Raw genomic sequence first — 13,204 nt, 5'->3', positions numbered from 1 at the left:
AGGCTGTGGCCGAGGTCGAAAGTCCGCATGGGCTCGCTGCCGAAAAGCGTTGGGAATCAGCAGGAAAGGCATTGGGAGCAAGCTTCTTGCGAGCTTTCTGTCTTACCATGTGGGATTTTGCGTATTGCGCTGCACAACGGGCTCCATCCCGAAAGGATTTTGTTCGCGGCTCGAAAAATATCGAACTGACTTTCAAGGGAAGGGTTGCGCATATCTTGCAATTGCCGTATCGAAAATCTGTAACGTTTCAGATTCTGGGAGGAAACCGAAATGCGATACGAATTCCTGACCGCCGCGCTTGCGGCGACGGTGGCGTTGAATTTTGCCGGGCCGGCGGCCGCAACCGATCTGGAAGTCACCCATTGGTGGACATCCGGCGGCGAGGCCGCGGCGGTCGCCGAACTCGCCAAGGCCTTCGACGCAACCGGCAACCACTGGGTCGACGGCGCCATCGCCGGGTCCGGCGGCACGGCGCGGCCGATCATGATCAGCCGCATCACCGGCGGCGACCCGATGGGCGCCACCCAGTTCAATTACGGCCGGCAGGCGGAAGAGCTGGTGCAGGCAGGCCTGATGCGCGACCTCACCGATGTCGCCACCAAGGGCAAGTGGACCGAGGTCGTGCGGCCGAAGAGCCTGCTCGACGGTTGTACCATCGACGGCAAGATCTATTGCGTGCCGGTCAATATTCACTCCTGGCAGTGGCTGTGGCTGTCGAACGCGGCCTTCGAGAAGGCGGGCGTGCCGGTGCCGAAGAACTGGAACGAATATGTCGCCGCCGCCCCGGCGCTGGAAAAGGCCGGCATCGTCCCGCTCGCGGTCGGCGGGCAGGCCTGGCAGGCATCGGGCGCATTCGACGTACTGCTCGCCGCAGTGGGCGGCACGGACACCTTCCTCAAGGTCTACAAGGACAAGGATGCGACGTTCGCCGCCGGTCCCGAAGTCGCCAAGGTCTTCAAGGCGGCCGACGATGCGCGCAAGATGGCCAAGAACACCAATGTGCAGGACTGGAACCAGGCGACCAACATGGTCATCACCGGCAAGGCCGGCGGCCAGATCATGGGCGACTGGGCGCAGGGCGAATTCCAGGTCGCCGGCAAGACCGCCGGCAAGGACTATACCTGCCTTCCCGGGCTTGGCCTGAACGAGGTCATCGCCACCGGCGGCGACGCCTTCTACTTCCCGCTGCTCAAGGACGCCGACAAGTCCAAGGCGCAGGAAGTGCTGGCCGAGACCTTGCTCGATCCCAAGACCCAGGTCGCCTTCAATCTCAAGAAAGGCTCGCTGCCGGTGCGCGGCGACGTCGACCTCAACGCTGCCAATGATTGCATGAAGAAGGGGCTCGACATCCTGGCCAAGGGCGCTGTCATGCCCTGGACGGACCAACTGCTCTCGCAGGACAGCCAGAAGCAGAAGGAGGACCTGTTCTCGGAGTTCTTCGCCAAGCCCGACATGACGCTTGAAGAGGCGCAGAAGCGCTTCGCCGACATCATCGCCTCGGCCGATTGACCGCCGACGAGCCGTCTCGCTCCCGACCCGGCCACCGCAGGGCCGGGAGCGAGACGTGCTGACCTTGCCGCCCTTACCCGATCCAGCATGGCTGCACCGATGAGCAAGAGCGAACGCCCGAGCCAACTCTTCCGCAATCTCAACGCGAAGGTCGCCTCGATCCCGATGATCCTCACCGCGCTGGTGGTGTTTGTCGGCGGCACGGCCTGGACGGTGCTTTATTCCTTCACCAATTCGAAGCTTCTGCCGCGGCTGCATTTCGTCGGGCTCGACCAGTACTACCGGCTGTGGGCGACGCCGCGCTGGCTCGTCTCGATCGAGAATCTCTTGATCTACGGCGTGCTGTCGCTCGTCTTCTCGCTGGTAATCGGCTTCCTGCTCGCCGCCCTGCTCGACCAGAAGATCCGTTTCGAGGACACGTTCCGCACCATCTTTCTCTATCCCTTCGCGCTTTCCTTCATCGTCACCGGCCTCGTCTGGCAATGGCTGCTCAATCCCGATTTCGGCATTCAGGGAGTGGTTCGCGACCACGGCTGGACAAGCTTCAATTTCGATCCGCTCTACAATTCGAGCATCGTCATCTACGGCATATTGATCGCCGCGCTGTGGCAAGGCACCGGGCTGATCATGTGCCTGATGCTGGCCGGCCTGCGCGGCATCGACGAGGACATCTGGAAGGCCGCGCGGGTGGACGGCATCCCCACCTGGAAGACCTATCTCTTCATCATCATCCCGATGATGCGACCGGTCTTCATAACCACGCTGGTGATCATCGCGTCGGGCATCGTCAAGGTCTACGACCTCGTCGTCGCGCAGACCAGCGGCGGTCCCGGCATTTCCTCTGAAGTGCCAGCCAAATATGTCTACGACTACATGTTCTTCGCCCAGAACCTCGGCCAGGGTTTTGCCGCCTCGACCATGATGCTCCTGTCGGTGATGATCGTCATCGTGCCGTGGGCCTATCTCGAATTCGGAGGCCGCAAGCGTGTCTGATCATGCCGTCTCCCTGGCCGCGTCCCACGCCGCCATTCGCGCCGATGCCTCGGGGCCGAGCGGACCGAAGCCCCGGCACATGTTGTCGCGCCGCAACATCTTCCTGTACGGCACGCTCATCGTGGTGGCGCTCTATTACCTGCTGCCGCTCTATGTGATGGTTGTCACCTCGCTCAAGGGCATGCCGGAAATTCGTCTCGGCAACATCTTCTCGCCGCCGGTCGAGATCACGTTCGAGCCGTGGGTCAAGGCATGGTCGCAGGCCTGCACCGGTCTCAACTGCGACGGTCTCTCTCGCGGCTTCTGGAACTCGGTGCGCATCACCGTGCCCTCGGTGATCCTGTCGATCGCAATCGCCTCGGTGAACGGCTACGCGCTCGCCAACTGGCGCTTCAAGGGCGCCGACACGTTCTTCGTCATCCTGATCGTCGGCGCCTTCATCCCCTATCAGGTAATGATCTATCCGATCGTCATCATCCTGCGCGAGATCGGCCTCTACGGCAGCCTGAGCGGCCTGGTGATCGTGCATTCCATTTTCGGCATGCCGATCCTGACGCTCTTGTTCCGCAACTATTTCACCTCCATGCCGGAGGAACTGTTCCGGGCGGCGCGCGTCGACGGCGCCGGCTTCTGGGGCATCTATCTGCGCATCATGTTGCCGATGTCGCTGCCGATCTTCGTCGTCGCCGTCATCCTGCAGGTGACCGGCATCTGGAACGACTTCCTGTTCGGCGTCGTCTATACGCGCCCCGACACCTATCCGATGACGGTTCAGCTCAACAACATCGTCAACTCGGTGCAGGGGGTGAAGGAATACAATGTCAACATGGCCGCCACCATCCTGACCGGGCTGGTGCCGCTGGTCGTCTACTTCATTTCCGGCAAATTGTTCGTGCGCGGCATTGCCGCCGGCGCGGTGAAAGGGTGATGTCGATGGCGGCAAACGGCACCAGCGTTTCGATCCAGGACCTGTCGCTGAACTTCGGCTTGGTCTCGGTGCTGCAGACGCTCAACCTCGACGTCGCCGAGGGCGAGTTCATAGTGCTGCTCGGACCCTCGGGCTGCGGCAAGTCGACCTTGCTCAACTGCATCGCCGGACTGCTCGACATTTCGGACGGCCGCATCTTCATCAAGGGCAAGAACGTCACCTGGGAAGAGCCCAAGGACCGCGGCATCGGCATGGTGTTCCAGTCCTACGCACTCTATCCGCAGATGACGGTGGAGAAGAACTTATCCTTCGGGCTGCGCGTCGCGGGCGTGCCCAAGGACGAGATCGCGAAGCGCATAGCGCGCGCCGCCGAGATCCTGCAGATCGAGCCGTTATTGCAGCGCAAGCCCGCGGCGCTCTCCGGCGGCCAGCGCCAACGCGTGGCGATCGGGCGCGCGCTGGTGCGCGACGTCGACGTGTTCCTGTTCGACGAGCCACTGTCGAACCTGGACGCCAAGCTGCGCTCCGAACTGCGCGTCGAGATCAAGCTTTTGCACCGCAAATTGCAGAATACCATGATCTACGTCACGCATGACCAGATCGAGGCGATGACGCTGGCCGACCGTATCGCGGTCATGCGCGGCGGCGTCATCCAGCAACTCGACGCGCCGCAGACCATCTATAACAAACCGGTCAACCGGTTCGTCGCCGGCTTCCTCGGCTCGCCGGCGATGAACTTCATCGACGGCAGGCTCGAGAAGCACGCTGGCGACTGGTTTTTCGGGGCCGATAATCTCAAGGTTCCACTCGGCACCTATCAATTCGACAAGCAACCGGACGCCGGCCCTGCCGTGTTCGGCATCAGGCCCGAGCATGTCAGCCTGAACAGCGGCACGGGCTGGCCGTTCTCGACGGCGGCCAATGTCGAGGTGGTCGAACCGATGGGGTCCGACACGCTGGTGTGGCTGAAACTTGCGCAGCAGAATTTCAGCGTCCGGGTCACCTCAGAACGCACGCCCAAGAACGATGAGGCGGTGACGGTGGGCTTCGACCCGATGCGCGCCTCGCTTTTCGACGCCCAAACCGGCAGCCGAATCTAAAGCCCGATAACCATCCCCCAAGCAGAACGGACAAAGACGATGAACTGGTCATTCCAACTTTACAGCGCACGCAATTTTCAGCCCTGGGAAGGCGTGCTCGAGATGCTCGGCAAGCTCGGCTACACAGAGGTCGAAGGCTTCGGCGGCGTCTATGACAATCCCAAGGCCTTCCGGGCCGAACTCGACAAAAACGGCCTTGCCATGCCGACCGGGCATTTCTCCATCGATGCGCTGGAGAAGGATTTCGACGGCGTGCGCAGGATAGCTGAAGCGCTCGGCATCAAGCTTTTGATCTGCCCCTACCTCATGCCTGAGTCCAGGCCTTCGGACGCTGCCGGCTGGCGCGGCTTCGGCGAGCGCCTGGCCAAGGTCGGCGAGACGGCGAAGAAGGCCGGCTACGGCTTTGCCTGGCACAATCATGATTTCGAGTTCAAGAAGCTCGCCGACGGCTCGCTGCCACAGGCTCACATCCTGGCTTCCGCGCCCGACATCGGCTGGGAGATGGATGTCGCCTGGGTGGTGCGCGGCGGCGCCGATCCGCTGCCCTGGATCGAACAGCACGGCAAGCGCATCGTTGCCGTCCACGTCAAGGACATGGCAAGGCCGGGCGAGGGGCTGGACGAGGACGGCTGGTCGGATGTCGGCCACGGCACGATCGACTGGGCCGGCCTGATCGAGGCGCTGCGGGCCAAGAGCGCGGCCAAATACTTCGTCATGGAACAGGACAATCCCAATGACATCGAGCGCTTCGCCCGCCGTTCGATCGCAACCGTAAAGGCCTATTAGGAACAAGCATCATGGCAAACAAACTTGGCGTCGGCGTCATCGGCTGCGGCAACATCTCGAAGGCATATTTCTCGCTGGCGCCGCTGTTTCGCGGCATCAGGATGCGGGCTTGCGCCGATATCAACATGGACGCCGCGAAAGCGCGGGCGAAGGAGTTCAAGCTGCGCGCCGAGACGGTCGAGGACCTGCTCAAGGCCGACGACATCGACATCATCGTCAACCTGACCATTCCGGCCGTGCACTATGAAGTGTCGAAACAGGTGCTCGACGCGGGCAAGCATGTCTATTCGGAAAAGCCCTTCGTGCTTTCGGTCAAGGAGGGGCTCGACTTGAAGAAGCGGGCGGAGAAGAAGGGACTTCGCATCGGCTCGGCACCCGACACCTTCTTCGGCGGCGCGCATCAGTTGGTGCGCAACCTGATCGATACCGGCAAGCTCGGCAGGATCACCAGCGGCACCTGCCATGTCATGGGGCACGGCATGGAGCACTGGCACCCCAATCCGGACTTCTTCTTCCAGCCGGGCGCCGGCCCCGTGCTCGACATCGGGCCGTATTACATCACCAATCTGATCCAGCTGATCGGACCGGTGAAGCAGGTGGCGGCCTTCGCCACAACCCCGGCCAAGGAACGCACGATCAGTTCGAAGCCGCGCGCGGGCGAAAGGATCCCGGTCAACACGCCGACAACCATCCACGGCCTGCTGGAGTTCGAGAACGGAGCCGTGATCACGCTCAACACCAGCTGGGACGTCTGGAGCCATGGCCATGCGCCGATGGAGCTCTATGGCGAGATGGGAAGCGTGTTCGTACCGGATCCGAACTTCTTCGGCGACGACGTGCGCTTCACCGAAGCGGCCAAGCCGGTCAAGAAGCTGCCGAAATGGCAGCATCCGTTCGGCGTGCCCAATGAGATGCATTCGCAGGGCATGATGGCCAATTATCGCACCGCCGGCCTCGCCGACATGGCGATTGCGATCTCCGAGGGCAGGCCGCACCGCTGCTCGATGGAGCTGGCGCTGCACGCCGTCGACGTCATGACGGGAATCCTGCGCTCGGGCGAAACCGGCAAGTTCGTCGCCATGCAGACCACCTGCGAACGTCCAGCCGCGCTCGGCATCAAGGAAGCCAAGGCGCTGATGGCGAAGAAGAACTAGATCGCGGATTATCGATAATTTTGATGAACCCTCTCCCCGTTTTCGCGGGGAGAGGGTAAGGGTTGGGGCGCAGGGCCTGCGCGTCGCGTTCGCGATGACAGTGCCCAGTCCATCCAGCTTCGAGGATTTTCCCCATGCCCTATGTCGCCGCCGAAAACCGCTATGAAAAAATGGTCTATAACCGCTGCGGGCGGTCCGGCCTGAAGCTGCCGGCGATCTCGCTGGGGCTGTGGCACAATTTCGGCAACGACACGCCGCACAGGACCAAGCAGGCGATCGTGCGCAAGGCCTTCGACCTCGGCATCACGCATTTCGACCTCGCCAACAATTACGGGCCGCCGCCCGGCTCGGCCGAAATTGCGTTCGGTGAGATGCTGCGCACCGACTTCGCCGCCTACCGCGACGAACTCATCATCTCGACCAAGGCCGGCTACGAGATGTGGGCGGGGCCCTACGGCCAATGGGGCGGACGCAAATATTTGCTGGCCAGCCTCGACCAGAGCCTGAAGCGGATGGGGCTCGACTATGTCGACATCTTCTATTCGCACCGCTTCGATCCGGATACGCCGCTGGAGGAAACGATGGGCGCGCTCGACCATGCGGTGCGCGCGGGCAAGGCACTCTATGTCGGCATCTCATCCTACAATTCGCAGCGCACGCGCGAGGCGGCCGATATACTGAAGCGGCTCGGCACGCCTTGCGTAATCCATCAGCCGAGTTATTCGATGCTGAACCGCTGGGTCGAGGACGATGGCCTGCTCGATACGCTTGATGGGCTGGGCGTCGGCTCGATCGTATTCTCGCCGCTGGCACAGGGCATGCTGACCGACAAATATCTCGGCGGCATCCCCGAGGGCAGCCGTGCCTCCCAGGGCAAGTCGCTGCGGCCGGCCTTCATCAACGACAACACCATCGCCAACATACAGGCGTTGAACGCGATCGCGGGCCGCCGTGGCCAGACGCTGGCGCAGATGGCGCTGGCGTGGGTGCTGCGCAAGGGCAAGGTGACATCGGCGCTGATCGGCGCCAGCCGGCCGGAGCAGGTGGAGGACTGTGTCGGCGCGCTGGAGGCGCCCGACTTCAGCGACGCCGAGCTTGCCGAGATCGACAATTACGCGCGCGAGTCCGACATCAATCTGTGGGCAGCCTCGGCCGAGCGCAACGGCCCGCCGAGGAAGTAGGCATCGGAGCCGGCAAACGACAACGGTGGGAGCCCTCCCGCCGTTGTCATTCGCGGAATGCCGCGCCAGCGCGTTTCAACAGAGGAGTAGCAAAGACAGCGGTTCGTCGCTATCTGAATGGGACGGGCCGTTTGCATATGGAAACGGCCCGTATGTGACACAAGGCAGGTCGGAAACAGGATCATGGCGGCAAGGGATGTGCTGACGAAGAACCAGCTGTGCGTGCTCGAGAAACTCGAGGCCGCCAGCGGGCCGCTCAGCGCCTACACCTTGCTTGACCAGCTGCGCGAGCGGGGTTTCCGCGCGCCGCTGCAGGTCTATCGCGCGCTCGACACGCTGGTGAAGTCCGGCTTCGTGCATCGGCTGGAAAGCCTCAATTCCTTCGTCGCCTGCGTCGAACCGCACGATCACAGCCATTCCATGACCGCTTTCGCCATCTGCGACACATGTGGCCAGGTGAGCGAAATGTCCGACCATGATGTCGGTCACCGGCTGGACGAATGGGTGCGCTCCACCGGCTTTGCCGCCAAGAAGGCGGTGATCGAGTTCCGCGGGACCTGTGCCAAGTGCCGGGCGCAAGCTGCCTAGTCTAAGGTGTATCGATATTCAGGTGATGCCGGCCTGGCGCTAGTGCGCCTCGTCCCAATTGTTCGCCGCTCGAGCGTCCACATGCAGCGGCACCGACATCGACACCGCCGGCATGGCCGCGTTCTCCATGACATGGCGCACGACGGGGATCGTCGCCTCCACTTCCGCCTCGATCGTCTCGAAGATCAGCTCGTCATGCACCTGCAAGAGCATGCGGGCCGAAAGCCTGGCCTTCTCCAGCGCCTCGTCCATGCGCACCATGGCGCGGCGGATGATGTCGGCGGCGGTGCCTTGCAGGCGCGCGTTGATCGAGGCGCGCTCGTTGAAGGCGCGGATCGAGGGATTGGAAGACCGGATCTCGGGGTAGTGGATGCGGCGGCCGAAGATGGTTTCGACGAAACCGTGCTCGCGGGCATAGGCCTTGGTCTCTTCGATATAGTCGCGGATGCCGGGGAAGCGCTCGAAATATTTTTTGATGTAGTTGCTGGCCTCCTCGCGCGGGATCGACAGCTGGTTGGCAAGGCCGAAAGCCGAGATGCCGTAGATGATGCCGAAATTGATCGCCTTGGCGCGGCGGCGCACTTCCGAAGGCATGCCCTCCACGGGCACGTTGAACATTTCCGAGGCCGTGATGGCGTGGATGTCGGCGCCGTCGGCGAAGGCCTGCCGCAATTGCGGGATCTCGGCGACATGGGCGAGCACGCGCAATTCGATCTGGCTGTAGTCGGCCGAAACCAGGCGGTTGCCCTTGTCGGCGATGAAGGCCGTTCTGATCCTGCGCCCCTCGGCGGTGCGCACCGGGATGTTCTGCAGGTTCGGGTCGGAGGATGACAGCCGCCCCGTCGTCGTCGCGGCGAGCGCGTAGAGAGGTGTGGACGCGCTTGGTGTCCGGGTTGACGAAGCCGGGCAGCGCATCGGTGTAGGTCGATTTCAGCTTGGTCAGCTGGCGCCAGTCGACGATCTTGCGCGGCAGTTCGTGGCCTTCGGCGGCGAGGTCTTCCAGAAGCTGCGCCGAGGTCGACCATTGGCCGGTCTTGGTCTTGGAGCCGCCGGGCAGACCCATGCGGCCGAACAGGATATCGCCGAGCTGCTTGGGCGAGCCGATGTTGATGCGCTCGCCGACGAGCTGATAGATTTCTTCCTCGAGCCGGGCTGCGCCCTGCGCCAGTTCGCCCGACAGCCGCGACAGGATCTGCCGGTCGACCGAGATGCCGCGCTGTTCCATGCGCGCCAGCACCGGCACCAGCGGCCGTTCCAGCCGTTCATAGACCGACACCAGGCCCTTGGCGGCGAGCCGCGGCTTCAGCACCAGCCAGAGCCTGAGCGTCACATCGGCGTCCTCGGCCGCATGGGCGGTCGCCTTGTCGACATCGACCTGGTCGAAGCCGACCGAATTCTTTCCGGAGCCGGTCACGTCCTTGAGCCGAAGCGGACTATGGCCCAGCCATTTCTCGGCAAGCGCGTCCATGCCGTGGCCATGCGAGGTGCCGGCATCGAGCACGTAGGAGATCAGCATGGTGTCGTCGAAAGGGCCGACGTCGATACCGTAGCGGCTCATGATGACGAGATCGTATTTCAGGTTCTGCGCGATCTTGAGGACAGACTTGTCCTCGAGCAGCGGTTTCAGCACGGCCAGCGCCTCGCGCAGCAGGGATCTGGTTGTCGATCGGACCACCGCCGAGCAGGTCGCCATTTCCGCTCCTGTGGGCGAACGGCACATAGGCGGCGCGACCTGGCGCCGTCGCCAGCGACAAGCCGATCAGTTCGGCCTGCATCGGATCGGGCGACGTCGCGCGGGCATCGAAGGCGACGATGCCGGTCTCCAGCGCCTCGGCGACCCAGGCCTTCAGGCTGGCGACGTCGCGGATGCACTGATAGGCCGAAATGTCGATCTTGCGGGCGGTGGCGGCCTCCAGGCGAAGCGCCGACAGAAGCGAGGGGGTGTTGCCCTCCTTGGTGCCGCCGGCTGCGGCCAGGGCCGTCTCGCCGTCCTGCTTCGCCTCGGCGCTGGGCGCGACCGGCGCGCCGGCGCCGACATCGGGCCCATGCGCGGAGTCGGCGCGTTCGACCGTCACAGCGATCGCCTGGACGTCGCTTGCCTCGGTTCCCGTCGTTTCCGCCACGCGGCGGGTCAGCGAAGAGAATTCCATGGTCTTGAGGAAGCCGATCAGCTTCGGCCCGTCCGGCGCGTGCAGGACGAATTCGTCCAGCCCCTGGGCCACCGGCACATCGTTCTTCAACGTCACCAGCTGGCGCGAGATGCGCGCCTTGTCGACATTGGCGATGATGGATTCGCGTCGTTTCTCCTGCTTGATCTCGCCGGCGCGCTCAAGCAGTCCGTCGAGGTCACCGAACTGTTCGAGCAATTGCGCCGCGGTCTTCGGTCCTATGCCCGGCACGCCGGGAACATTGTCGACGGAATCGCCGGTCAATGCCTGCAGGTCGATCATCTTCTCCGGCGGCACGCCCCATTTCTCGATGACCTCGGGAATGCCGATCTGGCGATCCTTCATCGGATCGTACATGCTCACCGTCGGGCCGACCAACTGCATCAGGTCCTTGTCGGAGGAGATAATGGTGGTGTCGCCGCCGGCCTCGCAGGCCAGACGGCAATAGGTGGCGATGAGGTCGTCGGCCTCGAACCCTTCCATCTCAAGGCAGGGCAGGTTGAACGCCCTGGTCGCCTGACGGATGAGGCCGAATTGCGGGATCAGGTCTTCCGGCGGCGCCGAACGGTTGGCCTTGTATTCGGGATAGAGGTCGTTGCGGAAGGTTTTCGACGAATAGTCGAAAATGACCGCGAAATGCGTCGGCACGATGCCGACATCGGTGTTACGCGCATCCTGCATCAGCTTCCACAACATGTTGCAGAAGCCGGACACGGCGCCGACCGGCAGGCCGTCGGACTTGCGGGTCAGCGGCGGCAGCGCGTGATAGGCACGGAAGATGTAGCCGGAGCCGTCGACAAGAAAGAGATGATCGCCTTTTTTCATGCGGGCAGGGATAGCGCGGCGCGGCGGCTTGGTCCATGCCAAAGGCACCGCTTCCAGCAACACCCTGACAGGCAGGCGACAGGTTGGTTGGAAAGAGGTGAAATCGGCATTATTTTCGCCCGCGGGACTGCCTGGCTCCGTCCGTCCAACGGCAGCTCACGGCCATGTTACAAAAGTGTAATATTCGTGCCCTTGAATCGCCACGTTCGAGGACACAGATAAATGGCATCGGCAATTTTCGCCGACGTCCGGAGCAAGGCCCGTCCCCCGCCTATCCCGGACACCTGCGGCAGCCTATCCCCCCCTCTCCGGGCTGCCGCATCGTTTCGAGTAGAAGGGCCGCCGTGGTTTCCCCTCCACCACGGCGGTCTTTTTTGTTTCGAATACGCGCTTGAGCCCGTGGTCCAATGGTCCCGGGCTTTTCGTTTGCCCGCTCTGCCTTTACGGTTCCGGCACTGAATCGAAAGGCTCGCCAATGTCAATTTCCCCGTTCTCGACCGTCTCGACAAGAATCTCGACCAGAGCCTGGAGCGCCTCTTCGGTCTGCTCCGGATCAGGTCAATCTCCACCGATCCGGCCTATGCCGCCGATTGCCGCAAGGCGGCTGAATGGCTGGTGGAAGAACTCAAGGTGATCGGCTTCGACGCCAGCGTGCGCGACACGCCCGGCCACCCGATGGTGGTTGCGCATCATGATGGGCCGGCCGGTTCACCGCATGTGCTGTTCTATGGCCACTATGACGTACAGCCGGTCGATCCGATCGAGCTTTGGGAAAACGACCCGTTCGCGCCGGCGGTCAAGGAGATCGAGCCCGGCCACAAGGTGATCACCGGGCGCGGCTCGGCCGACGACAAGGGTCAGTTGATGACCTTCGTCGAGGCTTGCCGGGCCTGGAAGCAGGTGCATGGCAATCTGCCGTGCCGCATCACCATCCTGTTCGAGGGCGAGGAGGAGTCGGGCTCGCCGTCGCTGAAGCCCTTCCTCGAAGCCAATGCCGATGAACTCAAGGCTGATTTCGCGCTGGTCTGCGATACCAGCATGTGGGACCGCGACACGCCGTCGATCTGCGTGGGGCTGCGCGGGCTGGTGGGCGAGGAGATCACCGTGAAGGCCGCCGACCGCGACCTGCATTCGGGTCTCTATGGCGGCGCCGCTGCCAACCCGATCCGCATCCTGGCCAAGGTGCTGGCCGACATTCACGACAAGGACGGCCATATCACCATCCCGGGCTTCTATGACGGCGTCGAGGAAACGCCGTCGCAGATCCTGAAATCATGGGAAACGCTGGGCGAAACGGCCGAGACGTTCCTTGGCCCCGTCGGCCTTTCGATCCCGTCGGGCGAAAAGGGCCGCTCGCTGCTGGAACTCACCTGGGCACGGCCGACGGCCGAGTTCAACGGCATCACCGGCGGCTATACCGGCAAGGGCTTCAAGACGGTGATTGCGGCGCAGGCCTCGGCGAAAGTATCTTTCCGCCTCGTCCACAAGCAGGATCCCAGGAAGATCCGCGCCGCCTTCCAGCAATTCGTCAAGGAGCGCATTCCGGCCGACTGTTCGGTGGAGTTCCACCCGCATGGCGGCTCGCCGGCGATCCAGCTTTCCTACGATTCGCCGTTCCTGGCCAAGGCCAAGACGGCGTTGTCGGACGAATGGCCGAAGCCGGCGGTGACAATCGGCGGCGGCGGCTCGATCCCCGTGGTCGGCGACTTCCAGACCTATCTCGGCATGGAATCGCTGCTGGTCGGTTTCGGCCTCGACGACGACCGCATCCACTCGCCCAATGAAAAGTACGAGTTGAGTTCCTTCCACAAGGGCCAGCGCTCCTGGGCGCGCATTCTGGACGCGCTCACGCGCTGAGCCGGGAACTCACGAAAGGCGGGAAAATCAAGTTTATGTTGATTTTTCCGCCGATCACGGCAAGGACGGGTTGCCAGCGCAACGTGCTGGAGCGCGCGCGTCCGCTCGATGGATG

9 protein-coding genes and 1 pseudogene are annotated in these 13,204 nt (G+C 63.0%); 9 read left to right on the top strand and 1 reads right to left on the bottom strand.

The annotated features are described in order from the left end of the window. Positions 1 to 270 precede the first annotated feature (270 nt). The 8 genes from ACIU1A_RS23680 to ACIU1A_RS23645 all read left to right on the top strand — a co-directional run bounded on the left by ACIU1A_RS23680 (position 271) and on the right by ACIU1A_RS23645 (position 8,239). A complete protein-coding gene (locus tag ACIU1A_RS23680) occupies positions 271 to 1,509 on the top strand; it encodes an ABC transporter substrate-binding protein (protein WP_404925419.1) in 1,239 nt (412 codons plus the stop codon). A gap of 99 nt (positions 1,510 to 1,608) precedes the next feature. After that, positions 1,609 to 2,502 (top strand): carbohydrate ABC transporter permease, encoded by an 894-nt coding sequence (locus ACIU1A_RS23675; protein WP_404925418.1) that lies wholly within the window; start codon positions 1,609 to 1,611, stop codon positions 2,500 to 2,502. Continuing rightward, positions 2,495 to 3,430, top strand: coding sequence for a carbohydrate ABC transporter permease (locus tag ACIU1A_RS23670; protein WP_404925417.1), 936 nt, complete (start codon positions 2,495 to 2,497; stop codon positions 3,428 to 3,430). The genes ACIU1A_RS23675 and ACIU1A_RS23670 overlap by 8 nt, the downstream gene beginning before the upstream one ends. Next, positions 3,430 to 4,530 (top strand): ABC transporter ATP-binding protein, encoded by a 1,101-nt coding sequence (locus ACIU1A_RS23665; RefSeq protein WP_404925416.1) that lies wholly within the window; start codon positions 3,430 to 3,432, stop codon positions 4,528 to 4,530. The genes ACIU1A_RS23670 and ACIU1A_RS23665 overlap by 1 nt, the downstream gene beginning before the upstream one ends. Positions 4,531 to 4,569: 39 nt before the next feature. Further along, positions 4,570 to 5,316 (top strand): sugar phosphate isomerase/epimerase family protein, encoded by a 747-nt coding sequence (locus tag ACIU1A_RS23660; protein WP_404925415.1) that lies wholly within the window; start codon positions 4,570 to 4,572, stop codon positions 5,314 to 5,316. A gap of 11 nt (positions 5,317 to 5,327) precedes the next feature. Next, a complete protein-coding gene (locus ACIU1A_RS23655) occupies positions 5,328 to 6,470 on the top strand; it encodes a Gfo/Idh/MocA family protein (RefSeq protein ID WP_404925414.1) in 1,143 nt (380 codons plus the stop codon). 134 nt (positions 6,471 to 6,604) lie between these two features. Then, the gene (mgrA, locus tag ACIU1A_RS23650) at positions 6,605 to 7,651 is read left to right on the top strand and encodes an L-glyceraldehyde 3-phosphate reductase (protein ID WP_140560237.1); all 1,047 of its coding nucleotides are present in this window, start codon (positions 6,605 to 6,607) and stop codon (positions 7,649 to 7,651) included. 183 nt (positions 7,652 to 7,834) lie between these two features. Then, positions 7,835 to 8,239: a Fur family transcriptional regulator gene (locus tag ACIU1A_RS23645; RefSeq protein ID WP_140500273.1), complete on the top strand. Its 405-nt coding sequence runs from the start codon at positions 7,835 to 7,837 to the stop codon at positions 8,237 to 8,239. 39 nt (positions 8,240 to 8,278) lie between these two features. Here ACIU1A_RS23645 and polA read toward each other — a convergent pair. Beyond that, positions 8,279 to 11,232 (bottom strand): annotated as a pseudogene (polA, locus tag ACIU1A_RS23640) (DNA polymerase I). 459 nt (positions 11,233 to 11,691) lie between these two features. Between polA and ACIU1A_RS23635 the strand changes: the two are divergent. Beyond that, positions 11,692 to 13,089, top strand: coding sequence for a M20/M25/M40 family metallo-hydrolase (locus tag ACIU1A_RS23635; protein ID WP_404928006.1), 1,398 nt, complete (start codon positions 11,692 to 11,694; stop codon positions 13,087 to 13,089). Positions 13,090 to 13,204: the final 115 nt, after the last annotated feature.

It is taken from the genome of Mesorhizobium maamorense, from assembly GCF_044998965.1.
In the GTDB taxonomy this organism is placed as follows: domain Bacteria; phylum Pseudomonadota; class Alphaproteobacteria; order Rhizobiales; family Rhizobiaceae; genus Mesorhizobium.
The sequence above is the reverse complement of the archived record's forward strand: the minus strand, read 5'-3'. Positions and strand labels throughout refer to the sequence as shown.

Bases quoted from the DNA above. Each gene is read 5' to 3' on its own strand.
- ACIU1A_RS23675 (WP_404925418.1), top strand. From the start codon at position 1,609: ATGAGCAAGAGCGAACGCCCGAGCCAACTCTTCCGCAATCTCAACGCG.
- ACIU1A_RS23645 (WP_140500273.1), top strand. From the start codon at position 7,835: ATGGCGGCAAGGGATGTGCTGACGAAGAACCAGCTGTGCGTGCTCGAG.
- mgrA (WP_140560237.1), top strand. From the start codon at position 6,605: ATGCCCTATGTCGCCGCCGAAAACCGCTATGAAAAAATGGTCTATAAC.
- ACIU1A_RS23665 (WP_404925416.1), top strand. From the start codon at position 3,430: ATGTCGATGGCGGCAAACGGCACCAGCGTTTCGATCCAGGACCTGTCG.
- ACIU1A_RS23655 (WP_404925414.1), top strand. From the start codon at position 5,328: ATGGCAAACAAACTTGGCGTCGGCGTCATCGGCTGCGGCAACATCTCG.
- ACIU1A_RS23680 (WP_404925419.1), top strand. From the start codon at position 271: ATGCGATACGAATTCCTGACCGCCGCGCTTGCGGCGACGGTGGCGTTG.
- ACIU1A_RS23660 (WP_404925415.1), top strand. From the start codon at position 4,570: ATGAACTGGTCATTCCAACTTTACAGCGCACGCAATTTTCAGCCCTGG.